We start from the raw sequence: 25371 nt of genomic DNA, 5'->3' as shown, positions 1-25371 counted from the left end.
GTCAGCTGCCCGGCTCGAGGATCAGCAACGATGCTGAGGGCAACGGCAGTGAGACCTCAACGGACACGTCGCCGTCAACCGTCAACTGACGTTCGGTCTCGAACTCCTCGAGACCCTGCCGGCTGGTGATCTTTGCCAGTTCTTCAGCGGTCGGATCCTGCGGCGAGCCGAGCGACTGCCATACGGTGAAGGAGTTGCTGTGATCGGCGTCGATGCGCAGATGCCGCAACCGGTACGATCCGGCCGGCAGGTTGCGCAGGTTGACCGTCACCGGGGCCAGGTTGTCGCTGGTCTGGTATTGGTCGTCGATGTGCCGCCAGATCAGTACGGCGACGCTCCCGTCCTCCGAGCGCGACGCGAGGGCGTCGACCTCCTCGGGCATGCTGCTGCCGTCGGTCTCCTCGAGCTCGCCGACGTGCCAGGCCGCGTCCGAGGTCGTGCGAAGTCGATCCGGTCCGAGCAGTGACAGCATCCGATACGCGTTGAGGAACGGTTTCTCGACGCCACCCGCGGTGAGGAAGGACCGGGTGCCTTCGAAGTAGCGCTCGGCTTCGAAGTAGAAGCTCCAGGAGGTGGCGTAGGCGACCTTGGCCGGCTCGGTGTCGTTCAGATCCAGGATCTTCTTCATCAGCTTCGCCTGGAACACGGGGTAGTACTCCGTGTTCTGGAAGCTGTAGTTGCGGTTGTCGTACCGTCCGAAGTGCGCAGGCACGGCCGCGTCGCACTCGTCCACGATCACCGGCAGGTCGGCGTACGCCTCGTAGGAACCGATCAGACGGTTGAACTCGCGGACGTCGTACAGCATCTTCGTCGACGATGGACTGAGGTGCTCCGCAGCCGGCTCGGCGAAGGGTTTGTAGTCGCGGGTCGGGAAGTGGCAGCCCTTGGTGTGGTAGGAGATGAAGTCCAGCGGCTCGTTGCGGCTCGACGTGTAGTCCAGGAAGCCGCGGAGGAAGTTCAGGCCGCCACTGGTGACCGCAGGCCCGCCGACCTTTGCCTCGGGCAACACGTCGCGGATCGCTTGGACCGTTGCGGTGTAGAGCTCGTTGTACTGGTCGAGGGTGCCACGCCAGTAGAAGATGTCCGGCTCGTTCCACAGCTCCCAGAGCCAGGTCTTCACCTCCTCTTCGCCGTAGCGCTCGAGGCAATGCTGAACCGTCGCGCCGATCAGCCCGCCCCACTTGGCGTAGTCGCTGGGCGGATAGCCCCACGCTCCCGCCTCGTAGCTCGTGTACGCCGTCGGGCTGGAGACCACGGTCAGCTCGGCGGCCTCGGGCGGCAGCAGATCCCGCGGGGTGAAGCCGAGCTCGACCAAGAGGTGATGGCCGGCGCCGACGATCGCGTCGTACGCCTGGTCGAGCAGCGTGAAGTCGTAGTACGGGTTGCCGTCGGCGTCCTCGTGGTACACGTTGCCGGAGCTCCAGTGTGGAATGCCGAAGCCGCTGCCGGAGCAGTACATGTAGTGCGGCCGGACGAAGTACCCGGCGCCGGAGAAGTCGGCGAACGTCTGCAGTAGGCGCTTGCCGGTGGGCATGTAGGTCCAGTTGAACTCGTCGTACCCGAAGCTCTCCCAGATCCGCGCGAGCGGACCCTGGACCTGTCCGGCGTCGACGTCGATCGCGGCCGCGGTGACGTGCGGCGCATCGGGATTCCGGGGAGCGGCCGGCGGGAACGGACCGAGGGCCGTGCGTCCGGTGTGAACCGCTGTGTCGGTGGTCATCGTCGTGACCTCTCTCTGCCCGGGTGACCGGGCTGCCTCACGGGGTCGGCCGACTTCGGCGTCGGCGCTGCGCCGCTCTGCCTGAGTGGAGGCTCCGAGTCTGCTCTTGTTATCGATTTACTGTCAATGACTTACTGTTTACAATCTACAGAGAGACCCGACGACGGTTATGGTCGCCGAGCTCGGATACTGGCGGTAGCTGCACTGAGGAGGTGGTCGGGCATGATCCCCGACGATGTCGTGTCCCCGCTGCCGTCGCAGCGCGGGCTTGGTGACCTGGTGACCGACGTACTGCGGGAGATGATCACCGGCGGCAAGTTCCAGCCCGGCCAGCATCTGAAGGAGACCGAGCTCGCCGACGCGCTGAAGGTCAGTCGCGGGCCGATCCGGCAGGCGCTGACCCGGCTCGAGGAAGAGGGCCACGTCGAGATCCGCCGGCACCGCGGCGCGTTCATCAGCACGTTGACGAAGACCGACGTCGAAGAGGTGCACACGCTGCGCGGCGCGATCGAGAAGCTGGCCGCCAGCCGCGCGTGCACGCGGATGCAGGGCGCGGGCTTCGCCGAGATGGACGCGGTCCTCGAACAGATGAAGAGCGTCGACACCAAGATCGACCCGGAGGACGCCGTCCGGCTCGACCTCCAGTTCCACGACATCATCTACGCGTACTGCGACCACGCCCGCGTGCTCCGGGTCTGGGAATCGATCCGCGGTCAGGTGACCGTCTTCCTCAGAGCCCGCAACGCGAGCTTCCCGGACTTCCTCGACGTCGGCTACAGCGAACACAAGGAGCTCAGAGACGCCTTGGCCCTGGGCGATCCACAGGCCGCCCAGGACGGCATCGACAAACACATCCTGGGCGCCTACGAACGCCTGAAACGCCTCAACCTCCCGGACCGTTGAGGCCGGACCGGCGCGCTGACCGTGCCCGTCGCGGACTCGCCGGGCTCATCGCGCCGGCCCGAACCAGCTGGTGAGGGCGGTGTGCAGGAGCGCAACATCCGGGGCGTCCTCGGGCCCGCGCGCCCAGGCGATGACGCCGTCGGGGCGGATGAGGAGCGCGGTCAGCTGGTCGTGGTTGATGCGCTCGACCTCGTGGACATCGACCCGGTCGTGCCAGGCGGTTGTCGCCGCGATCGCGGGGTCGCCTGCGGGCGCGATCAGGAGTGGCCGACCTGCAGTGGTGAGTTGGCTGAGCGACGAGTCGCCGAAGGTCAGCTCCGGGCAGTAGCAACCGATCAGAGGGTGGTCGTCGGGCTTCAGGTAGGAGAACCCGTAGCGGGTGGAGAGCCCGCCGAGCAGGCGGCCGAAGTACTGATTCACTTCCTTGATGTCCATCAGCTCGGACACGATGTCGCGGAGCGCGTCGGTGTGCGGGCCGGGGCGCATCAGTGCCGACTGGGCGCGGGTGTTGTCGAGGACGGCGCTGCCGGCCGGGTGGCGCTCTTCGGTGTAGCTGTCGAGCAGCCCGTCGGGAGCCGTGCCGTTGACCGTCGCCGCGAGCTTCCAGCCGAGGTTGACCGCATCCGGAATGCCGAGATTGAGCCCCTGCCCGCCGTTGGGCGAGTGCACGTGAGCCGCGTCGCCGGCGAGCAGGACGCGCCCCAGCCGGTACGTCGTTGCCTGGCGGGCGTTGTCGGTGAACCGGAGCGCGTCGCTGACCTCGGTAATCGTGACGTCCACGTCGGCGACCCGCCGCACGCTGGCCTCCAGCTCCTCGGCGGTGATCTCGCCCCGCGGTACGTCGGGGCCCTCGAGGAAGTCGAACGTCCCCAGCACACCCGGGCCGTGGATCAGCATGCCGCCGGCGAGCCGGCCTGACGGCGGGAGTCTGTCCGGGTCGGCGAGCTGAACCTGCGCCTGCCGGGCAGTCATCAGCGGCGCCGTCCCCGGGAAGTCGAAGCCGGCCATCCGGCGGATGGTGCTGCGTCCGCCGTCGCAACCCACCAGGTACTCCGCTGTCAGCACTTGCTCGCCGTCCGGTGTGTCGACGGTGACCGAGACGCCGTCCGCGTCCTGTGTCAGTGCGGTCACGGCGTGCTCACGGCGTACGGCGATGCCGAGCTTGGCGACGTGGTCGGCGAGGATCCGCTCCAGATCCGGCTGCCAGATGAGCCGGCCGGTGCGGGCGGGCTCTTCTTGCAGGTCCGGATCGATCTTGTGGATCCAGGCGAAATGGTTCTTGGCGCTGCCATGGTCGCGTTTCTTCTCCTCCTTCCGCTCCGGCTGGCAGGCTTCGAGCGCCGGCCCGAGACCACGACGCTCGAGTGCCTCGAACGCGAGCGGTCCGACCCCGCGGGACTTCCGCTGCGGGGCAGGCTCGGCAAGCCGCTCCAGGACGACCGGGGTGATGCCGGCGAGGTGCAGCTCGATCGCCAGAGCCAGCCCGACGGGCCCGGCGCCGACCACGATCACTTGGTTGGTCATGAGAATCTCCTTGTTTTGTTGGTCGGAAATGCCAACGCCGGGAGCACCGGCAGAACTGAGAGGGCAAGCGCCCACGCGAAGGTGGCGCCGTACGCCGCGGCCGGATGGCCGGTGTGCCGGCCCAGTTGGGCCTGCAGGATCAGCGCGAGCACCGCGGTGCCGATCGAACCGCCGACGCGATTCATCACGTTCAGCGCGCTTGCCGCCCGTGGGGCCTCGTGGCGCTCGACACTGCCGTACACCGTGGCCATGCCCGGGGCCATCGTCGCGCCGATGCCGGCGCCGCGGACTGCGAGTGCGGCGAGCATCGCCCAACCAGGCAGGCCGGCGCCGAGGAAGACCAACGGAACGGTGCCGATGAGGCTCAGGGCAATGCCGACCAGGATCACTCCGCGCGGACCGATCCGATCGGTCAGGCGGCCGGCGAAGTACGAGATCAGGGCGGCGCCGAGGGCTTGTGGAGCGAGGGAGAGGCCCGCCTGGATCGCGCCCTGGTGCTGGACCTGCTGGAAGTAGAGCGGGAGGACGAGCATCGAGCCGTACAACGTGGCGCCGAGGAGGAACGAGTTTGTCGTGGCGGCGGCGAAGCCCCGGCGGGCGAAGAGTCGCAGGTCGATCAGCGGGGTCCGGCTTGTCGTCAGGGCATGGACGCCGTACCCGAGGAGGAGCAACGCGCTCGCAATTAGCGGCAGCAGGGCGCGCGGTGAGCCCGCGCCGTGGTCACTGGCCGAAGAGAGCCCGAAGATCAGCCCGGCCAGGCCGGGCGACAGCAGACCGAGCCCCAGCCAGTCGAGTCGCTCGCGACCGGTGTGGTGCGGGCTGTCCTTCGGGACGACTCGCAGCGCGACGAGCAGGGTGACCAGACCGACCGGGACGTTGACGAAGAACATCCAGCGCCAGTCGAGGTCCTGCACGATCGCTCCGCCGATGACCGGACCGGCGACCGGCGCGAACAGGACCGGAGCGACCAGCACGCCGACGATCCGGCCGAGCTGATCCGGCCCGGCTGCCTGAGCCAGGATGCCTTGCCCGATCGGCTGCATCATGCCGCCGCCGATGCCCTGGAGGATCCGGAAGCCGATCAGCGCGGGCACCGACCAGGCGAAGCCGCACAGCACCGATCCGGCCACGAACAACGCGACCGACGTGAGCCACATCGTCCGGCCGCCGAACCGGTCCGACGCCCAGCCCGATAGCGGCATGACGATCGAGATCGCCAGCAGGTAGCCGGTCGACACCCATTGCAGCGTGGACAAGGGACCGCCGAGGTCTCGCCCGACGGCGTCGATACCGACGCTCACGATCGTCGCGTCGAGGCCGGCCAGCACTGCGGCGAGGCTGAGCACTCCGCCCAGGCGGAGGAGCCTCGGGTCGAGCGGGGTCAGGCCGGTCGGTGCCTGTGCCTGTGCCGGTGCCCGTGTCGGTGCCTGTGTCGCCATCTGCGCCTCCTTCGGGTTCGAATGAAGCTTAGGTCAGACCTAAGATTATGACAAACCCAAAAATGTCATGGACCTAGAATCCGGTACTATGGGCGGCATGAACGCGGAGGGTCCGGGGCTCAGGGAGCGGAAGAAGCAGGCCGTCCGGCAGCAGATCTCCGATGTGGCGACGCGGCTCTTCCTGGAGCGCGGCTTCGAGAACGTCACGATCGCCGAGATCGCGGACGCGGCCGGCGTCGCCAAGATGACGGTGACCAACTACTTCCCGCGCAAGGAGGACCTTGTCTTCGACCGGCACGCCGAGCTGGTGTCGCATGCCGCGCAACTGGTCGCCGAGCGCGCGGCCGGGGAATCGGCGCTGGCCGCACTCAAGCGCGGCTATTTCGACGCGCTCTACCGGGAGGACGCGTCGACGGGGATCGCCGGCGTGCGCTTCGTCGAGCTGATCACCGGCAGTTCGGCGCTGCAGGCCAGGTTGCGGGAGATCGACGAGCAGCGCGAGACGGCACTGGCCGCCGAGCTCGCCGCCGAGACCGAGACGCCGCCCGACGACATAACGGTGATGGTCGCGGCCGCCGAGTTGGCCGCGGTCCACCGCATCCTGTTCCGGCAGGCCCTGCAACTCACCCTGGCCGGCGAGCCGCGCGAGACGATCGTCAGCCGCCTCACCACGATGGCCGAAGAGGCCTTCACCAGGCTCGCCCCGTCACTCGGCGACTACGCGGTCCGGTAGGTCGCCCACTCGCGCGACCGGAGTGTCGTCCGGGGATTCCGAATTGAGGACGGGAGCGACACAATGTGTGATGGGTGAAGGGGGTAAGGGTGACTGCTGGGGTGGAGTCGGCTCGGGCTGTTCTGGATGTGGCTCGGGTGGTCGAGGAGTCGTTGGCGGGGGATGAAGGGCCGGACGAGTACGCCGTGGAGGCGCTGGTTCGGGTTGCCGGGGACGAGCTCGAGGCCAGTGGGCGGCAAGGATTCGAAGCCGTCGAGGCCGCGGACACGGATGTCGCCGCGGTGCTGATCGCGGCGGTGGTGCAGGTATCGGCCGGCAACACGTTGATCGCCGCGGGGCAAGCCGTCGGAGAGACCGACGCGGCCGCAGGCTCGGTCGGGGAGTACGGCGTTGCGGTGGCGCGGCTCGCGGATGTGGTCGACACGCTGGACGGGCTCGAGTCCGGTGCGGGCCGCAGGCAAGGGTTCGACGCGACGGCGGCTTCGGAATCGGTCGAGGCCGCGGTGAAACGGGTTCGCGATGCCGCTGAGCGTGTTGCGGACGGGATCGCCGCGACTGCCGCCGGCACGGTGACCGAGGCGTTCAAGCAGACGACGAAGTTGGTGCCGGAGAAGATCCGCGACGTCGCCGACAAGATCGGGGAAAAGATCGATCTCGGCCAGTACGCGGGTCGCCTGGTGAAGCTCGGCGTCCGGGCGGTGCAACGGGCACTCGATCTGTTCATGCGGATGTTCCCCGGCGGAGCGCTCGCCCGCATGCGTGCGGATGTGAAGGTCCTCTACGCGCGGCTGACCGGCGCGGAGCCGATTCCGGCCACGGTCGGGTTCGTCATCGGGGTCGACGACGTCAAGGCGTACCTGAAGCTTTACGGCGGCGACCGGATCGAGCAGCTCGACAAGGCCGCGGCCGACGTGGAACAGCTCGGCACGAAGTACGCGGGTCTCGGCAAGCTGGCGACCAACCTGATCGAGGGGATCGCCGTGGCGGGCACGGTGATCGGCCTGCTGCAACTCGCCGTACCGCATCTCGGGCTGATCGTCGCCGGTGCGCTCGCCGCGGTCGTCGCCGGAGTACTGCTGCTGGCCATGGACTACGTCGGCGACCGGCCTGTGCTGCACACGATCCGGGGCGTCAAACTCGTCCTTGCCGACGCAATCGGGTGATGGGGATGGCGCGACCCGCTCTGGCAGATCGGGTGGCCGCTGTCTGCGAACAACTGGAGCTGGCCGAACGGCAGCTGGACCTGCCGTTCATCCGCAACCTGCTCGAACCGGAGGTGGCGAACACGCTCAGCGGGCAGCTCGGCGACTGCCGCAAGCGTGTCGAGCGAGCCTTGCGTACGGCGACCGAGGACTCCGGCTGGGACCTGTTCGCCACCGAGGAGAAGGCCGCGCGACAACTGATGGCCGAGTTGTTCGCGCTCGTCCAAGGCGGCCTGTTCAGCTCGGCGGGGCTGGACAACGGCATCGCCGCGGCAGCACGCCGACTGCTGCAGGAGGTGCAGGAGTTCAGCCGCGTGTACCGCGGTGTGCTCATAACGTTCAGTCCGGACACCGAGAGCGTCGACCACACGATCGGCCTGGTCCGGCTGCGGTTTCCGGGCACCACGGTGTGGGATCTGCCGTTTGCGGTCCATGAGTTCGGCCACCACGCCGTCCACGAACTCGCACACATCGACGCCGCTCACCGTGACGAGCGCCCGCTGCGTGCACTCGTCACCGGCCCGTTCGGCACCAAGGCCGGCATCGACGAATCCCACGTCCACGAACTCATCGCCGACGTCTTCGCAACCGTGGCCCTCGGTGCGACGTACCCGATCGCCTGCATCCAGCGCCGGATCAACGCGAAACAACGCGCCGCCGACGGTACGACGCACCCGTCCTGGGAACGCCGGGTCACCACGATGATTGCCGCGCTCAACCACATGACCAAGCTCACCGACGACAAGCGGTACGCCGCCACCGCCGCCCAACTCGTCCTACCGGCCTGGCAAGCGCTGACGGACCAGGCCACGCCGCCCGACGCCCCGGAGCCGAAAGCCCTTGCAATCAAGGCCGTCGAGGTACTCGCACGGCATGCCCCGAAACTCACCTACAACGACAAGGAAAGCGCCGTGCTGGTGAAGGCCGAGCTGACGAGTGCCGCCGAACCCGGGCCGCCGCGGCCACCCGAAGTGCCGCCCAACGCCGGCCCTGCCGCGATCGTCGACGCGGCCTGGCGGTGGCGGCGGCAGCACCCGGACGCGACGCCGCTGCAGCGATCGCGGGTCGACAAACATGCCATCGCGCTCTGCGCCGCCGTACCGACCGATCGGGGGAATCGATGACCCAACAGCCGTTGCTGCGGATCCGGCTCGAAGTGCTCGTCAACGACATCAACAAGGTCGAGCGCGCGATCGACCGGGCCAAACAACGCGGCTGCGAGCTGGACGCGGTCATCAGTTCGATTACCGACGGACACCGGTCGGTGGTCAAGCTGATCCAGCAGCTGGCCAGACTGAACGACCAGACCGCGGGCGCGTTCCGCCGCAACGACGAGCTCGCCGAACTGCTCGACGATGACGAAGGGTCGTCCGACCTCCGCGACCAGATCGAGGCGGCCGAGACCGACTTCAAGGAGCTGGACCGCCAGGTCAACGCGATCCGCCGGGAGCTGCGGCGGATCCGCAAGACGACCAAGGAGGTGAACGCCCGCTTCACCAGCGAGAACAGCACGCTGCAGAAGGAGTGCAGCGAGTTGCGCGGAGACGTCGAGAGCCTGCTCGAGCGGGTCCGGGCCGCGGGCGACGACAAGCCGCGGCAGCGCGGTTTCTGGACCGACTACGAGAAGCTGCTCGACGAACGGGCCCGGCCGTTGTTCGGCGAGTACGTCGACTTCCTGGGTGGGCTCACGATGCGCGACACCGGTCTCGACGACCGGGTCTGCGAGATGACCGACGTATTGCTCGGGCGGTTCAACGCGATCATCGGGGACTTCGTGCCGATCCCGTCGCGGACGGCCGCGCTCAGCAGCGCGCTGGACAGTGTGATCAAACTCGGCTTCCCCGAGTGGTCCATCTGGGGTGTGCCGCTGGTTGCGCACGAGGTCGGCCTGGCCTTGAAGGACTCGCACGAGGTGAAGCGGCTCCAGGAGCAGTTCGCCGACAAAGCGACCGAGGAGCAGCTGGCCGAGCTGTACGCGGACGTCTTCGGTGCCTACACGCTCGGCCCGGCGTACGGCTATGCGGCGCTGCTGCTGCGGCTGCACCCGCACCACGACGAGCCGATCCGTGACACCGAGGCGAAGGACGTCGATCGGGCCCGGCTCATCCTGCTCGCGCTGGAGAGCGCGGGCGATCCGGGCACCGGTTACCAGACCGAGGTCGAGCGGCTCAAGGACACCTGGGCCGAGGCCGTGGTGACGAAGGCCGCTCCCGGGCACGAAGCCCAGGCCGAGGCCGATGCTCGCGGGCCGGCGGCCGAGGTCGACTGGATCGACAACTTCGTCGCGACCGCTCGCGGATTCCTCAAGGAGAGAAGGTCGTTGCGGCCGTTCGACGAGCAACGCTGGACCGAGGCGAAGGCGGTCTGGCGGGAACTCCAGGACGGCCGGGCGATGTTCGACGACGACGTCGACCTGCTCGCCGTGCTGAACCACGCATGGGCCGCCAGGCTGCAGGATGCCTCCGCGGTCGGCGAGCTCACCCAACAGGTCGAGGCCATGTGGAACGGGCCGAAGCAGCGGAGGCGGTCACAGTGACACCGGAGGTACCACCGCGCAAACCTCGGCTGCCGCGCACCGAGGTGACGGAGTCGGTGACGACGATCGTCTCGGACCGTTCCCGGTCCGGGACCATGCAGGAGCGCTACATCCGGATCTGGGCCAAGGTCGAGCAGGCCAGGGCCGACTTCCGCGCCGGCCGGTTGCCCGACCCGGTCAGCACAGCACGGCGGTTGCTCGAGGAGGTCGAGGCGGCCTGGCCGACCCGGCAGGCAGCGGACCAGAACCAACAGGCGATGCTCGGTACGGCGGCCTTCCTGCTGGCTGCCGCTCTGCGCGACCAAGGAGACGAGGCTCAAGCGCGCCGGTACTTCGAGCAGGCGGTCACCGCGTTCGAGCGAGCTCCGGAATCGACGGACATCCGGGGCGACCTGGCTGCGGACCAGGGATCGGCCTTGCTCGCGCTGGGGCGCGCCGAGGAGGCCGTCCAGGTTCTCCGCCGAGCGTTGGACGATCTCGGCGAGTCCCTGCCGGTGGTTCGGCGCAACCTGGCGGCGGCGCTGGCAGCCTCCGGCCGCGAGGAGGAGGCGATCGACCTGCTGGCGGCCGGCGTCGTACGGGGGACCTTCGATCCGGCGACCCACCACCTGTTGGCGACCCTGCTCGACCAGGCTGGTCGACCGGCCGCGGTCCGGGAGAAGGCCTGGACCGATGCGGCGGAGGCCCTGCTCGCGGCGGAGGAGATCGATCAGGCGATCGACGCGGGCCGGCGGGCTGTCGAGGCCAATCCCAGTGGTCCTTCATTGGCAGCGCTGGGCCGCAGCTATGCCGCCGCGGGGTGGTACGACGAAGCGGCTGCCGCGCTTCGCGAGTCCGACGGCTTCAACGCGTCGGCGTGGACCCGGCTGAACCTCGCCGATGTTCTGGCCGCGCTCGGGGATCTGGACGGTACGGCGGACGCCGCGCTAGCCGCTGTCGCGTTGTCGACCGATGGCTCCGTGCTGACCAAGGCCGCTGCACACCTCTTCGACGCGGGCCGGTTCGACGAGCTCGACGGAGTACTCGAGACGCTGGCGCCGACGGATCCGGGCCTGGCGGTGAACCTCCGTGGTCTGGCTGCGCTTCGTCGCGGGCAGCGGGACGAGGCGCTCGCGTTGCTGCGTGCCGGCGTCAGCCAGCTACCGGACGACACGTCGATGCTGTGGGACGTGGCGGTTGCGCTCTACGACCTCGGAGAGTTCGAGCTCGCGATCGACGTACTGCGTCGAGTACAGGAGTTGGACGCGACCGATGTGCTCGCGCTGGCGCAGATCGGTGTGCTCGAAGGCGAGCTGGAGCGGTACGACGAGGCCGAACGGGATCTCCGTGCGGCGCTCGACGAGATCGACGATCCCAGCACGCACGCATACCTGGGGCGGCTGTTGAGCCTGACCGACCGGCCGGCAGAGGCCCTCGAGCATCTGCAGATCGCGGTCGACCAGGGATACAGCGGGCCGTGGACGTTGACCGACTACGGACTCGCGCTGAAGGACGCCGGACAGAACAAGGAAGCCGAGAAGTTCCTCCGGCAGTCACTCGAGCTCGAACCCGAGCAGCCGAACGCGCTGCTGACCCTTTCCGCGATCCTGCTGGACAGGGGTGATGCCGCCGCGAACACCGAGGGCGGTGAACTGGCCCAACGCTTGCTGGCGTTCGACCCGGCGTCCGCATCCGGCTTGGGCATCCTCGGCGAGGTGCGGCGGCGCGAGGGGCGTTACGACGAAGCTGTGGAGCACTTCGAGCGGGCGGTCGAGATGTCGCCGGAATGGGCCTGGGCGCTGGGCAGCTACGGGCAGGCTCTCCGCGAGCGGTACGACCAGCGCGGAGCTCCGGACGACGCCGCGCTGACGCGCGCGGCCGATCTGCTGCAGCGTGCGCTGGAGATCGAGGCCGACGAGACCTTCCTGCGCGCCGAGCTCGCCCTCGTTCGGACTCGGCAGGACAAGTACGACGAGGCGGTCGAGCTCCTCGATCGTGCCCGGGAGCTGGATCCGCAACCCGCTCTGACCATTCCGCTGGCGACCGCCCTGCGTGGCCGGTTTCTCAATTCCGTTGCCCCAGGCAATCAGGACGACCTGGTCCGGGCCGAGCGCATCCTGATCGGGGAACTGGCCGCGGCGACGGCGGCCGAGGTGCAGGACGACGCGTTCGTCGCCGGTCTCAACGGCGAACTGGCTGAGGTGCTCGCGCTGCTCGGCCGGCCGGACCACGCCCATCAGAAGTTCAAGCTGGCCTCGAAGTTCGACCCCGAGGTCGCCTACTACCGGGTCCGGCGTGGCCAGCTGTACGCCGACGCGGGCGATCTGAAACGGGCGCTGCGGTGCTACGAGCAGGCGATGGAGCTCGAGCCCGACTACCCGGATCTCCGGGTCCTGCAGGCGGACGCGCTGGTGAAGCTGCACGACTCGCCTGCCGCGCGGGCCGTCCTCGACGAGGCGCTGGCCGTGAAGCCCGACGACGAGTCCGCACGCTTCAAGCGCTACCAGGTGCTGTGGGAGGCGGAGCGGATCGCCGAGTCGGTCCGCGACCTCGAACTGCTCGCGGAATCACCTGACGTGCTCGCCGCGCGCGGCGAGGCCTTACGGCTGCAAGGCCGGTACGACGAAGCCCTCGCACTACTGAACCGTGTCCTGTCCGATGAGCCCGGACACCAGAGCGCGCTGGCGACGACGGGCACCGTTCGGCTCGCTCAGGGCGACCTCGACGGAGCCCGCTCGGCGTTGGAGCAGGCAGTCGCCGCGAACCCGGCCGAGCCGTACGCACAGGGCCGGCTGGCTGACCTGGACTTCACCTACGGCGACGCCGAACGGGCACTGTCACGGCTCAAGGTGCAGCTGGAGGATCAGCCGGACCCTGGGCTGCGGGGTGTCTACGTGGACGTGCTGACCAAGTTGGAGCGCTGGGAGGAGGCCGAGTCCTGTATCGAGAGCGCCCTGTGGGACGACGCCGACAACCCACTGTTCGTGGCCAGGCTCGGCTGGGTGCTCCTCGAAACCGATCGGACCGAGGAGGGCATGCGCAACCTGCAACGGGCAGTTGACCTGCAAGGCGATCTGCTCACGCCGCTGGTGGACCTGGCGTATGGCGAACTGCGTGCGGGCCGTCCCGAGGAGGCCGATGCGGCCGCGGTTCGGGCCACCGAGGCCGCCGCTGACGAACCTGGCGGCTGGCTGGCTCGGGCGCGGATCGCAATGACCGTCGGGGATTTTCGCACCGCGGTCGAGACGGGCCGACGCGCGGCCAGCTGTTGGTACCAGGTCTCCAGCGTGTACGACCAGCTCGGCTGGGCGTTGCGGTACTGGCCCGAGAATGCCGCCGGGGACAGGGTTGCGACGTACGACGCGGGACTCCGTCTGGACGCGCTCGACCCGTGGATGATGGCGGGCCGGGCGGATGCCTTGCGGCGGATGGGCGACTCGGACGGCTCAGGCGAGACCTACGAGCGAACCTTGTCGCTGCTCCGCCTGCGGACCGGGGCGGACGCCAACGTCTTCGGGCTGCAGGGTTGGTGCCTGTTCCAGCTCGGCCGGTACGACGAGGCCACCAACGCCTATCTACGCCGCCTCTCCTGGCCGGCCCGGACGGCGTCGCCCCTGTTCGAGCTGGCGCTGATGGCGGCCGTGAGCGATCGCCGGTCCGAGGCGGAGTCGTTCCTGGAGCGGGCCGTCCAGGAGACGGCCCGCGAGCACCCGGCGGTCAGGAACGGAATCGTCGCAGTCGCCGCGAACGAGGCGGAGCACGAACGCGCGCGGTTGAGCGACGACGTCTGGCAGAGTCTGCAGCACGCCTTCGCACGCGCGTCCGAGTCCGCGAGGCGACCGGCCGGAGCGTAGTCGAGGTCAGGCTGGTTGGCCGAGCCAGGTTTGGAGGGCTGCGGCCAGGCCGTCGTGGGTGTTGTCGTTGGTGGACCAGGCGATGTGGCCGTCGGGGCGGAGGAGGAGGGCCGTGGGGGTGTCGGGAGTTGCCGGCTTGGTGTCGACGAGGTGGAGGCGGTCGGACCACGGCGCGGCCAGGTCGCGGAGTTGTGGGGAGTCGGTCAGGTTGAAGAGGACCGCCTTGCCGTCCTTGAGGTGGTCGGCGAGGCGGGTGCCGTCGGCGAACTCGAGGTCGGGGGCCGACGTTCCGACGAGGACGTTGTCGCTGCCGAAGTCGTAGCGCTGCCAGGCGCCGGAGAGCTTCTTGGCCAGGTAGGTCGCGCCGTCGGGCGTGTTCAGGAGGTCCGCGACGACCGGGCGAAGAGCTCGGGCGTGGCTGTCGGTGCGCATGATCGTGATCTGGGCACGGGTCCAGTCGAGGACCCATTCGCCGATCGGGTGGCGTTCGGTGGTGTAGGTGTCGAGCAGGCCGTCCGGCGCCCAGCCCTGGATAGTGGCGGCCAGTTTCCAGCCGAGGTTCACGGCGTCGCCGATGCCGAGGTTGAGGCCCTGACCGCCGAACGGCGAGTGCACGTGCGCGGCGTCGCCGGCCAGCAGCACGCGACCGAGCCGGTACGTCGTTGCCTGGCGCGCGTTGTCCGTGAACCGGGTCGCGGTAATGACCTTGGTGATCGTGACATCGGCGCCGGTCACGTTGCGGAGGCTGGCTTCCAGCTCAGCCGCGGTAATGGGGGCGTCGCGGTCGATCGGCGGGCCGTCGAACTCGACGGTCAGGATGCGGCCGGGGATCGGGCCGTACGCGTAGATGCCGGTCGGGGTGCTGTTCCAGCCGAGGGTCAGGTTCTCGGCGCCTTCCAGCTCGACCATCGCCTGGTGGCCGGTGATCTCGGGATCGGTGCCGACGAAGTCGAAGCCGGCGAGCTTGCGGACGATGCTCCGCCCGCCGTCGCAGCCGACGAGCCAGCCGGCCGACACTTCCTCGTCGCCCAGCACGACGCGTACGCCGCTGTCGTCGGCCGTGTAGGTGGTCAGCTCGACCCCACGGCGTACGTCGGCGCCCAGTTCGACTGCTCGTTCGCCGAGGACCTGCTCGATGGTCTGCTGCATGACCAGGAAGATGCTGGCCGCGGGGCCGGCGTCGCGGAACTCGGGGTCGGTGAAGTCGACGTGCTCGGCGCCGACCAGGATGCCGCCGAAGTGGCCGGCGATCGGCGGGCGCTTCATCGGTGGCGGCGCCGAGGCGCCGGCCGGGCGGGCGAACTGCTGCATCATCCGCTGCTGGTGTTCCTGCAGCGTGGGCAGCAGACCCCTGCGGTACAAGGCTTCTGCGGTCGGCAGGTTGATCGAACCCGCCTTGATCGTCAGGTCCGGCTCGGTCAGGCGCTCGACCACCAGGACACTCACCCCGGCCAGTCGAAGCTCGCAGGCCAGCATCAGTCCTACCGGCCCGGCGCCGGCCACCACTACGTCGTAATCCATCTCAGCTCCCAGATTGGCGTCACCAAATAATGTACCCGGTCTAAATTTAGATCAAGTATGCTATCCGTCATGGATGAGCGGCTCGGTCTGCGCGAGCGGAAGAAGCGGGAGAGCCGGCGGCGGATCGCGGATATCGCGTCGGGGTTGTTCATCGAGCGCGGGTTCGACAACGTCACGATCAACGAGGTCGCCGAGGCGGCCAACGTCGCGCGGATGACGGTCTTCAACTACTTCCCGCGCAAGGAGGACCTGTTCCTCGACCGCCAAGCGGACCTGGTCGACGATCTGAGCCGGACCATCCGCGAGCGCGAGACCGGTCTATCCGTCGTCGCCGCGGTACGGCGCTATCTGCATGAGCTGCTCGCTGCCGGCCACCCGCTCTCCGGCGCGCGGGAAGGTGCCGAGAGCTTCTACCGGATCGTCGACGCGAGCCCCGCGCTGGTACGCCGTACCCACGAGCACACTCGCGAACTGGCCGACGCGCTCACCAACCTCCTCGAGACCGAGGTCGAGCCGGGCCTGCAGGCCGCGGTCGTCGCCAACCTGATCGCGACCGCGGTCACGATCGTCCCGCGCGTCGCCGTCGACAAGCTGCTCGCCGGACAGCCGGGCGAGCAGGTGCGCCGCGAGCAGGTCGCCGTCATCGACCAGACCTTCGACCTGCTCGAAAGCGGGATCGGCACCTACGGCAGCTGAGTTGCGGAACCAGTTCCGGAACCGGCAGGGGGTGTTGGCGGGCGCGCCCGCGACCTAGAGTCGGCCTGCTTGTAAGGGCTTTCCACCTGAGCTTGGAGGGTTTGTGAGGCGGACTCTTGGGTTGGCGGTTGTGGTCGGGGTGGTGGCCAGCGGGTTGGCCACGGGTGGGTCACCGGCGGTGGCCCAGCGCGGGGCGGTGGTGAGCGGGACGTACTCGAGCGGTTCGGCGCAGACCTGGCAGCCGCTGCCGTCGACGTACGTCGGCGCGGATGACAACGGCCCGGTCGACGCGACGGTGGTCGTGGATCCGAGCACGCTCCGGCAGAAGTACTCCGGTGTCGGGTTCTCGCTCGACGAGACCAGTGTGTCCAATCTCTGGAAGCTGACGCCGGCCGAGCGCGAGCGGGCCGTCAAGCTGCTGGTGGACCCGAAGACGGGTGCCGGGTTCGACCGGTTCCGGCTGACGATCGGGAGCCCGGATCTGATCGAGCACCTGCCGTTCTGGTCGTACGACGAGTTGCCGGCCGGCGTGACCGAGGACCGCACGCTGAAGTACTTCTCGATCAAGCGCGACGTCGATCTGCACATCGTCGACACGGTGAAGCTGATCCAGAAGTACAACCCGCGGGCGACGTTCTTCGCCTCGGCGTGGAGTGCGCCGGCCTGGATGAAGACCAACAACCGGTTCACCGGCGAGGTCGCGCTGAACCCCGGGAGCACGACGTCGTACCACCAGGTGGGCAAGCTCCGCGACGACTGCATCGACGTGTTCGCGAAGTACTACGTGAAGTACCTGCAGGCCTACGCGAAGCACGGGATCACAGTCGACGCGCTGACGTTGCTGAACGAGCCGGGGATCGATGTGGTGTATCCGGCGATGGACATCAGCGTCGAGCAGCAGCAGAAGTTGTCGGTGGCAATCAAGCGTGAGGTGCGCAAGGCGGGACTCCGCACCGAGCTGTACGTGCACGACTTCAACTTCTGGGACTGGCGGGATCCCAACAGCACCGAGACCAAGAACTACTACCGGATCTTCAACGATCCGCAGACGCGTAAGGCCGCGGATGCGATCGCGTTCCACCCCTACTGGGGCGACCCGACGGTGATGCGGGATGCGTTCGAGGAGTTCGGGAAGCCCGTGCACATGACCGAGACCAGTGACTTGTCGCCGGCAACGATCCTGAACTACTTCCGGCTCGACGCGTCGTCGTACATCCTCTGGGCGCAGACGACCGACCAGGACGGCGGCACGCTGCACTGGACGCCGGCGCGGGACAACAACGTCGACTGGGAAGAGGTCGGCCGGACGACGAAGTGGCCGAACCGGCTGGTCACCGTCGACACGAACACCAGGACGTTCACGGTCCGGGACGAGCTCTACGCGATGGGGCAGTTCGCGAAGTACCTCGGTCCCGAGCACACCCGGGTCGAGTCGAGCGCGCCGGCCGGCGGCATCAGCAACGTCGTCTACAAGGATGCCCACGACAACTTTGTCGCGATCGTGGGTAACTCCAACGCAGCACCCAGCAAGGTCCGCGTCACCCTCGCGGGGAAGTCGTTCACGGCGACAGTGCCGGCGAACGCGTACGCGACGTACCGCTGGCACGGCGACGTCCCACACCGCGATCACGCGCCGGTGTTCGCGCAGATCCCTGATGTCGTTGCGGATCAGTACGCCACGACAGCGGTGCAGCTCCAGGCAACCGATCGCGACCGCGACAAGCTCGCGTACTACGCGACTGATCTCCCCGCCGGGGTCAGCCTCGAGGGCAACACCCTGACGCTACATCCGACGGTCGCCGGCTCCATGGACCTCAAGGTGCGGGTCACCGATGGTGCATCGCACGACGAGGCCACGGTGCACGTGACGGTCAGGCCGCACGGTGCGCCGGTCGGCGAGAAGGTGGAGGCGGAGTCGTACGTCGCCCAGCACGGTTGGACCGAGGGCGGCGCCAACTTCATCGAGAGCAACGCGGCCGCCAGTGGCGGGAAGAACGTCGGCTGGACCGCGCCCGGCAACTGGTTGCAGTACCGCGTCGACGTAGCCCAGGCAGGCACCTACAACCTCGAACTGCGAGTCGCCAACGGCACCGGCACTGCGGCGACGGACGCCGTCTCGATCCGCGGTGCCGCGGGCGCGACGCTGGCCAAAGCAACGGTCCCGGACACGGGTGGTTGGGCCAACTACCAGTCGATCACCGCGCAGGTGACGCTGCCGCAAGGCGATCAGGTGATCACGGTGTACTGCGAGACCGGCGGCTTCAACCTCGACTACCTTCGGCTCACCGGCTGAAGGTGGTCAGGAATCAAGAAGCGGCGGAGGGTCGGCCGAATCTAGCTTGAAGGCATGACAAATCTTCGTGGTGTGGTTCTGGAAGTGGCCGACGTTGCAGGGACCGAGCTGTTCCTGAAGGAGGCCTTCGGGCTGGACGACCGGGTGCGGGTGCGTGAGTCGGCCGCGGAGACGAGCGGTTTCCGCGGCTTCACGCTCTCGCTGACGGTTGCGCAGCCGAGCACGGTGACCAGCCTGTTCGAGAGCGCGATCGCCGCCGGCGCGACCGTGGTGAAGCCGGTGACCAAGTCCCTGTGGGGGTACGGCGGAACGCTGCAAGCCCCCGACGGCACGATCTGGAAGGTGGCCACGTCGGCCAAGAAGGACACCGGCCCCGCGACCCGCGAGATCGACTCCGTCGTCCTGCTGCTGGGTTGCGAGGATGTGGCCGAGAGCAAGAAGTTCTACGTGGACAACGGCCTGACCGTGGCGCGGAGCTTCGGGCGCAAGTACGTCGAGTTCGAGGCCGCGGGTCCCGTGAAGCTCGGCCTCTACAGCCGGAAGGCGCTGGCCAAGGACGCCGGCGTACCGGCCGAGGGCGCTGGGGCGCACCGGATCGCGCTCACCATGGACGCGGGCACTCACGTCGACCCCGACGGTTTCGCCTGGGAGCCCGCGGCCTGATGTGTCAGCGCCAGTCGCTGCGGTCGGCCGTGCTGCCGGGGACCGGGTCGAAGGAGACCTCGGCCGCCGGCACCCGCCTCCCCGACTCGGTCGTGAACGAGACGTCGACGGGTTCGCCGGACTTGGCGTGCCGCACGACGGTGGGGCCCTGGTCGCGGGGGACGTGGACATCGCCCCACTGCTGGAGGGCGGCGAGGACGATCTTGAGGTCCTCGCCGGCCGGCGTCAGGTGGTAGTCGCAACGGGTGCGCTCCCGCTCCGCCCGGTACTCACGCCGCTCCAGCAGACCCGCGTCGACCATGGCCGTCAGGCGGTTGGTGAGGATGTTGGGCGCGATGCCGAGCACGTCACGGAAGTCCGCGAAGCGGGTCGTGCCCAGGTGCGCCTCGCGGAGGATCAGGAACGTCCACCGGTCGCGCAGCAGGTCGAGGGCGCGGGCGATCGAGCAGTTCGGTCGGCCCGCGGTGCGGGTGCTCATGACACCTCCTTGCGGGTGGTGTGGAGGATGGCCGCCGCCAGGATCAGGATGGCCAGCGTACCGATCACTGTGACGCCGAGGAGCAGCGCCGTACTCAGGCCAGACGCCGTGGCGACCAGGCCGAGGGTGAGGGCGATCGCGCCCTGCAGGATGTAGGCGACCAGGTAGACGGCCGCGACGGTGGCGCCCCGATGGTGCGCCGGTGCGTGGGCCGCGATCAGGCCGAGGCCGCCGGAGAACAGCAGTCCGTACGCCGTGCCGCCGACGATCGTCGTCGCGATGAAGAGCGGGACCGAATGCGCTGTCGCTGCGAGCTCGAGCAGGCCGAGGTCCACGAGGGTGAGTACTGCGCCGAGCGGGACCAGCCGCTGCGCGGGGAACCGGCGGCCGATGATCGCCGTCGTCCCGGTGGCGACCGAGAAGATCGCGAGCAGCAGGCCGATCACGAAGACGTTCCCGGTGCCGACCAGGTCACGCACGATCTCGGCGCCGAGGGCCAGGAAGACCGAGCCGAACGCGTACGCGCCGGTGACCGCGAGAGCCGCCGCGAGGTACAGCAGACGGGTGCCCTTGGCAACGGTGATGGGACGCGGCCGCCAACGGCCCTGCGCCTCGTCCCGCGTGTGCCGTGGCATCCGCCAGATGGCCGCGAGGACGCCGACGATAACCGCGACCAGGACCCAGTAGTCCAGGTGCAACGGAGCTGGGGCGTACTCGATCAGCCCGCCGCCGACGATCGTCGCCAGGGCCAGCCCCGCCGCGGTCGCGACCGTCGTGATCGACGCCGCTCGGTGCTCCTTGCCCCGGGCGCTGAACTCGACCGCGGCCGCGGTCGCGGGGGTCAACGCCAGGCCGACGCCCGCGCCCATCAGCGCTCGCCCGGCGTACACCCAGCCCACCGACGGGGCGACAGCGAAGAGAAAGACGCCGGCGAGCATCGCGCCGACGCCGTACAGCATCGTGGTCCGGCGGCCGATGTAGTCGGACACCTGGCCGAAGATCAGCAGGAACGCGACCAGGACCACCGGGTAGACGGCGAAGATCGCCGTGGTCGCCGTCGGGGTGAGGTGCCAGGTCGAGGCATAGAGCGGGTACGTCGTGGTCGGGGCCGCGCTGGTCCACAGGCTGATGCCCGCGACGGCGGCCGCCGTCCAGAAGCTACCGCGCCGGCTGAGGCTGCGGCGTGATCGCGGGGCAGCCGAGACCGGGAGGTCGAGAGTGCTCACAGAGGGGTCCTTTCAGGGACGGCTGAGTTGCTCGATGAAAGTCAGAACACCTGAGTTGCTCTGAGCAATCCAGAACTGAGTGTGATCCCCGTCACTTGACGTCCCGAGGTGTCTGCAGCATGGTTTACAGCGCTGCAATACAGCGCTGTAAATGGTGAATGGAAGGTTGTAGATGCGTCCCGACATCGTCATCGTGATGACCGATCAGCAGCGGGTGGGGCTGACTCGGCGGAGTGGGTATCCGGTCGACACCATGCCGTTCGTCGACGGCCTGGCGGCCGGCGGCACCGACTTCCGGCAGGCCTACACCGCGGCGCCGGCGTGTGTGCCGGCGCGGACGAGTCTGCTCACCGGGCGGTTCCCGAGCGCGCACCAGGTCCGGCAGAACAGCAACGCGCAGTACGCCGGCTTCTCCCAGGACCTCCTCGACGTACTGCGGGCCGCGGACTACCAACTGCACTTCGCCGGGAAGCCGCACATGCACCGCGGCGCGAAGGACTTCGACACGTTCGCCGGCCCGTACTTCCACACCCAGGGACCCGAGCGGGACGCGGACGAGAAGGCGTTCGACGACTGGCTCGAGCACCTCGACCACGGTGTCTCCGACGAGCCCACGCCGTACGACGTGCGCTGCCAGCTGCCGCACCGGATCACCACCGACGCACTCGAGGCCGCGCGAACCGCGGACCCCGACAAGCCCGCCCTGTTCTGGGTCTCCTACCCCGAGCCCCACAACCCGTACCAAGTCCCTCAGCCGTACTTCGACCTGGTCGCCCCCGAGGACATCCCGGACCGCATCAGCGGGCCCGAGGCAGCGGAGATCAAGGGCGGCACCTACGCCTGGCTGCGCGAACTCCAGGAGGACAAGCGCCCCGGGTACGACGAAAACTGGCGCCGGTACGCCGCGAACTACCTCGGCATGCTGCGGCTCCTGGACGACCAGATCCGCCGCCTGCACGAGGGCCTGAGGCAACGACCGCGGCTGACCGTCGTGCTCGCCGACCACGGCGACTACGTCGGCGAGTACGGCCTGCAACGCAAGGGCGCCGGTCTCAACGACTTCCTGATGCGGATCCCGCTGATCATGACCGGCGACGGCATCGCGATCCAGCAACGCGACGAGCCGGTCTCGATCGTCGACGTACTCCCGACCATCTGCGAGGCCGTCGGCCGGCCGATCCCCGACGGCGTCCAGGGCCGTAGTCTCCTCCCGCTCGCGCAGGGGGAAGCAGCACCCGAGGCCGAGTTCGGCAGCATCATCGCCGAGCAGGGCTTCGGCGGACGCGCGTACGACGTGACCGCGCGGCCGCCGCTGCACTTCGCGTACGACGGCCCGACCTTCGACGAGCTCAACACCGTCACCCAGTCCGGCGCCGCCCGGATGCTCCGCAGCGGCAACTGGAAGCTGATCGTCCACGCCGACCTGGCCGGTGAGCTGTACGACCTCGCACACGACCCGGCCGAGCTCGACAACCTCTTCGACGACGAACGCCACCTGGCCGTCAGGGCCCGACTGCTGCACCAGCTCGCCCGCTGGCAAGCACGGCTGACCGACGACCTCCCCAACGGCAACTACGTCCCGCTGCGCCTGCCCCACAACTGGCGCTGGGCCCAACGCAGGGAGAACCAATCATGACCAAACTGACCCGCCGGACCCTGCTCGGTCTCGGCGCCGCCACCGCCGCCGCGACCGTCCTGCCCGGTTGCTCGGGAGGCAACAAACCGCTGCGCGTCTCCTGGTACGGGCCCGACCCGGTCACCAAGGCGCTCAACACCGCGCTGGCCGCGTGGAAGTCGAGCGGCGGCGTCGAGTACTCCGCGGAGAGCGCGCCGTTCGACGACTACTGGGACAAGCTGGCGACGCAGACCTCCGGCAACAACGCTCCCGACGTACTGCGGATGTCGATGAGCTACTTCAGCGACTACGCCGGCCGGAGTGCGCTCAAAGACCTCGGCTCGTCGGGGATCGACACCTCGGGCCTAGACAAGGACGTCGCCGACAGCGGTGTTGCCAACGGCAAGAACTACGGGATCGGGCAGAGCTCGATCAGCTACGCGATGTACGTCGACGAGGCCGCGGTCAAGCGCGCCGGCGGCACCGTCCCGGCACAGGGCTGGACATGGGACAAGTTCGCCGAGTTCGCCCGCGACTACAGCGGATCGATCCAGGGCTCGTACGGATCGACCGACCAGGCCGGCAACTTCCAGCTGTTCGAGGTGTACGCGCGCCAGCACGGCACCGAGCTGTTCTCCGACGACGGCGGGAAGCTTGCCACGAGCAAAGACACGGTCCAGGAGTGGTTCGAGTACTGGGCCGGGTTGCGCAACGCCAAGGCCGCCCCGCCGCAGAACATCAGCGCCGAGACGACCGCGATCGAGAAGTCGCTGGTTGCCAAGGGCAAAGCACCGCTGCAGTTCGGCTGGGTCCAGCAGGTCACGTTCTACCAGCCGCTGGTGAAGAGCCCGCTGTCGGTGCTGCCGGTTCCGCAGGACACGGCCGGTGATCTCAAGGGCCAGTTCATCAAGGGGCTCGACCTGTGGTGTATCTCGGCCGCGAGCAAGCATCCCGAGGACGCGGCCAAGCTGATCGGGTACCTGCTGAACGACGAGAAGGCGATCAAGACGATCGGCATCCTGCTCGGCGTACCGCCGTCGAAGAAGGCGCGTGACCTGGTCTCGGCGGATGCCGGCTCGGCCGGTGCCCGGGCGATCAAGTACGTCGAGGACATTGCCGGCAAGGTCGGTCCGTCGCCGAAGCCGTGGCCGAAGGGGTACGGCGAACTGCTGACCGGGTTCGGCCGGATCGCGGAGAACATCGGCTTCGGCAAGACCAAGCCGGACGCGGGCGCGCAGGAGTTCGTCGACCTGGCCGGAAAGACCCTCGGCCAGTGATCGGAAGGATCCGTCAGAGTCTCCCGGCGTACCTGTTCCTGCTGCCGTGGCTGATCGGCGTCCTCGGGCTGACCATCGGCCCGATGCTCTTGTCGCTGTACTACTCGTTCACCGACTATGCGCTGCTCAACACCCCGGAGTGGACCGGGCTGCACAACTACACGGCGCTCTTCCAGGACCCGCGCTACCTGCATTCGTTGCGCGTCACGTTCATCTACGTCGGCGTCTCGGTGCCGCTCGAGATGGCGTTCGCGCTCGCGGTCGCCGTACTGCTCAACCGTGGGCTCAAAGGTCTCGCCGTCTACCGGGCGCTGTACTACGTGCCGAGCCTGCTCGGTGGCAGTGTCGCGATCGCGTTGCTCTGGCAGCAGATCTTCGGCAGCGACGGTCTGCTCAACGACGTACTCGGCATCTTCGGGATCCATGGCCGTGGCTGGATCTCCGAGCCCGGTACGGCGTTGTGGACGCTGATCGTGCTGCGGGTCTGGCAGTTCGGCGCGCCGATGGTGATCTTCCTGGCCGGGCTGCGGCAGATCCCGGACGACGTACTCGAGGCTGCCGAGGTCGACGGTGCGGGCCGATGGCAACGGTTCTGGCGGGTCACGCTACCGCTGCTGTCGCCGGTGGTGTTCTTCAACCTGGTGCTGCAGATCATCGGCGCGTTCCAGGCGTTCACGCCGGCGTTCGTGATCAGCGGTGGCAAGGGCGGCCCGTCGGACTCGACGCTGTTCTACACGCTGTACCTGTACCAGCAGGCGTTCGGCAACTTCCGGATGGGGTACGCCGCCGCGATGGCCTGGGTGCTGCTGCTGATCATCGCGGTCTTCACCGGACTGAACTTCGTCCTCGGCCGCACCTGGGTGTTCTACGGAGACGAAGGGGTACGCCGATGAAACGCGTGCTGGCCCATGCCGGACTGTCCGCCGGGGCACTGATCATGCTCTACCCGCTGCTCTGGATGGTCAGCGCCTCGTTGCGGAAGAACACCGACATCTTCTCCCACCCGGGCCTGATCCCGGAGCATCCGACGCTCGGCAACTACGCGCTCGGGTGGTCCTCGACCGGAACGAGCTTCGGCGTCTACATCATGAACTCGCTGATCATCTGCGCCGCGGTCGTGATCGGCAACCTGATCACCTGCTCGCTGACGGCGTACGCGTTCGCCCGGATGACGTTCGTCGGCCGCAAGACGTTGTTCGGGGTGATGCTCGCGACGATCATGCTGCCCGGGCACGTGACGCTGATCGCGCAGTACTCGATCTTCCGGAACCTGAACTGGATCGACACGTTCTGGCCGATGATCGTGCCGAGTTTCCTGGCCACCGACGCGTTCTTCGTGTTCTTGATGGTGCAGTTCATCCGGTCGATCCCGGTCGAGCTGGACGACGCGGCCCGGATCGACGGCTGCGGCTACTGGGGGATCTACCGGCGGATCATCCTGCCGCTGCTGTCGCCGGCGCTGGTGACGACGGCGATCTTCTCGTTCATCTGGACCTGGAACAACTTCTTCAGCCAGCTGATCTACCTGTCGACCAGGACCAAGCTCACCGTGCCGGTCGCGCTGCGCGGGTTCCTCGACGCCACCGGCAGTTCGGAGTGGGGCGGCCTGTTCGCGATGAGCGTCGTCACGCTGGTCCCGGTGGTCGTCGTTTTCGTGGTCTTCCAGCGCCGGATCCTGGCCGGGATGGCCCATACCGGTCTCAAATGACAGC

General features: G+C 68.4%; 19 protein-coding genes. 13 read left to right on the top strand and 6 right to left on the bottom strand.

Annotation, left to right across the window (positions count from 1 at the left end):
• Position 1 precedes the first annotated feature (1 nt).
• Entirely contained in the window at positions 2-1720 is a 1719-nt protein-coding gene (locus tag ABT313_RS06710; protein ID WP_350849421.1) for a GH39 family glycosyl hydrolase, read from the bottom strand.
• Between the two features lie 222 nt (positions 1721-1942).
• Here ABT313_RS06710 and ABT313_RS06705 point away from each other — a divergent pair, with 222 nt between their 5' ends.
• The gene (locus tag ABT313_RS06705) at positions 1943-2623 is read left to right on the top strand and encodes a GntR family transcriptional regulator (RefSeq protein WP_350849419.1); all 681 of its coding nucleotides are present in this window, start codon (positions 1943-1945) and stop codon (positions 2621-2623) included.
• A 45-nt stretch (positions 2624-2668) separates the two neighbouring features.
• Here ABT313_RS06705 and ABT313_RS06700 read toward each other — a convergent pair whose 3' ends face one another.
• Both ABT313_RS06700 and ABT313_RS06695 read right to left on the bottom strand, forming a co-directional pair.
• Positions 2669-4147, bottom strand: a complete 1479-nt coding sequence (locus tag ABT313_RS06700) for an FAD-dependent monooxygenase (RefSeq protein WP_350849417.1) — start codon at positions 4145-4147, stop codon at positions 2669-2671.
• Positions 4144-5586, bottom strand: a complete 1443-nt coding sequence (locus ABT313_RS06695; RefSeq protein WP_350849415.1) for a DHA2 family efflux MFS transporter permease subunit — start codon at positions 5584-5586, stop codon at positions 4144-4146. Before ABT313_RS06695 ends, ABT313_RS06700 begins: the two co-directional genes overlap by 4 nt.
• Before the next feature lie 97 nt (positions 5587-5683).
• Here ABT313_RS06695 and ABT313_RS06690 point away from each other — a divergent pair, with 97 nt between their 5' ends.
• From ABT313_RS06690 to ABT313_RS06670, 5 genes are all read left to right on the top strand, one after another.
• Positions 5684-6319: a TetR/AcrR family transcriptional regulator gene (locus ABT313_RS06690; protein ID WP_350849413.1), complete on the top strand. Its 636-nt coding sequence runs from the start codon at positions 5684-5686 to the stop codon at positions 6317-6319.
• An 89-nt stretch (positions 6320-6408) separates the two neighbouring features.
• Positions 6409-7482 carry a hypothetical protein gene (locus tag ABT313_RS06685; protein WP_350849411.1) on the top strand — a complete coding sequence of 358 codons (1074 nt, stop codon included), beginning with the start codon at positions 6409-6411 and terminating at the stop codon, positions 7480-7482.
• Between the two features lie 5 nt (positions 7483-7487).
• Complete coding sequence (locus ABT313_RS06680) at positions 7488-8645, top strand: hypothetical protein (protein WP_350849409.1); 1158 nt, start codon at positions 7488-7490, stop codon at positions 8643-8645.
• Positions 8642-10057, top strand: coding sequence for a hypothetical protein (locus tag ABT313_RS06675; RefSeq protein WP_350849407.1), 1416 nt, complete (start codon positions 8642-8644; stop codon positions 10055-10057). The genes ABT313_RS06680 and ABT313_RS06675 overlap by 4 nt, the downstream gene beginning before the upstream one ends.
• Positions 10054-13890, top strand: a complete 3837-nt coding sequence (locus ABT313_RS06670) for a tetratricopeptide repeat protein (protein WP_350849405.1) — start codon at positions 10054-10056, stop codon at positions 13888-13890. Before ABT313_RS06675 ends, ABT313_RS06670 begins: the two co-directional genes overlap by 4 nt.
• A gap of 6 nt (positions 13891-13896) precedes the next feature.
• Here ABT313_RS06670 and ABT313_RS06665 read toward each other — a convergent pair whose 3' ends face one another.
• Complete coding sequence (locus ABT313_RS06665; protein ID WP_350849403.1) at positions 13897-15411, bottom strand: FAD-dependent monooxygenase; 1515 nt, start codon at positions 15409-15411, stop codon at positions 13897-13899.
• Between the two features lie 69 nt (positions 15412-15480).
• On the opposite strand from ABT313_RS06665, the gene ABT313_RS06660 reads away from it, so the two are divergent.
• From ABT313_RS06660 to ABT313_RS06650, 3 genes are all read left to right on the top strand, one after another.
• Complete coding sequence (locus ABT313_RS06660) at positions 15481-16107, top strand: TetR/AcrR family transcriptional regulator (RefSeq protein WP_350849401.1); 627 nt, start codon at positions 15481-15483, stop codon at positions 16105-16107.
• A gap of 103 nt (positions 16108-16210) precedes the next feature.
• Entirely contained in the window at positions 16211-18400 is a 2190-nt protein-coding gene (locus ABT313_RS06655) for a carbohydrate-binding protein (RefSeq protein WP_350849399.1), read from the top strand.
• 54 nt (positions 18401-18454) lie between these two features.
• Positions 18455-19063: a VOC family protein gene (locus ABT313_RS06650; RefSeq protein ID WP_350849397.1), complete on the top strand. Its 609-nt coding sequence runs from the start codon at positions 18455-18457 to the stop codon at positions 19061-19063.
• 4 nt (positions 19064-19067) lie between these two features.
• On the opposite strand, the gene ABT313_RS06645 is transcribed toward ABT313_RS06650, so the two are convergent.
• Together ABT313_RS06645 and ABT313_RS06640 are read right to left on the bottom strand one after the other, a co-directional pair.
• Positions 19068-19541, bottom strand: a complete 474-nt coding sequence (locus ABT313_RS06645; protein WP_350849395.1) for a winged helix-turn-helix transcriptional regulator — start codon at positions 19539-19541, stop codon at positions 19068-19070.
• Positions 19538-20767, bottom strand: coding sequence for an MFS transporter (locus ABT313_RS06640; RefSeq protein ID WP_350849393.1), 1230 nt, complete (start codon positions 20765-20767; stop codon positions 19538-19540). The genes ABT313_RS06645 and ABT313_RS06640 overlap by 4 nt, the downstream gene beginning before the upstream one ends.
• A gap of 172 nt (positions 20768-20939) precedes the next feature.
• Between ABT313_RS06640 and ABT313_RS06635 the strand changes: the two genes are divergently transcribed.
• Genes ABT313_RS06635 through ABT313_RS06620 form a run of 4 tightly spaced genes read left to right on the top strand, consistent with a single transcriptional unit; the run spans position 20940 to position 25367 of the window.
• The gene (locus ABT313_RS06635; protein ID WP_350849391.1) at positions 20940-22403 is read left to right on the top strand and encodes a sulfatase-like hydrolase/transferase; all 1464 of its coding nucleotides are present in this window, start codon (positions 20940-20942) and stop codon (positions 22401-22403) included.
• Entirely contained in the window at positions 22400-23659 is a 1260-nt protein-coding gene (locus ABT313_RS06630; protein WP_350849389.1) for an ABC transporter substrate-binding protein, read from the top strand. Before ABT313_RS06635 ends, ABT313_RS06630 begins: the two co-directional genes overlap by 4 nt.
• Positions 23656-24552 carry a carbohydrate ABC transporter permease gene (locus ABT313_RS06625; protein ID WP_350849387.1) on the top strand — a complete coding sequence of 299 codons (897 nt, stop codon included), beginning with the start codon at positions 23656-23658 and terminating at the stop codon, positions 24550-24552. The genes ABT313_RS06630 and ABT313_RS06625 overlap by 4 nt, the downstream gene beginning before the upstream one ends.
• A complete protein-coding gene (locus tag ABT313_RS06620; RefSeq protein WP_350849386.1) occupies positions 24549-25367 on the top strand; it encodes a carbohydrate ABC transporter permease in 819 nt (272 codons plus the stop codon). The genes ABT313_RS06625 and ABT313_RS06620 overlap by 4 nt, the downstream gene beginning before the upstream one ends.
• Positions 25368-25371 lie beyond the last annotated feature (4 nt).

Source organism: Kribbella sp. NPDC000426 (assembly GCF_040300265.1).
Lineage (GTDB): Bacteria > Actinomycetota > Actinomycetes > Propionibacteriales > Kribbellaceae > Kribbella.
This window is presented reverse-complemented; position numbering and strand designations above follow the sequence as displayed.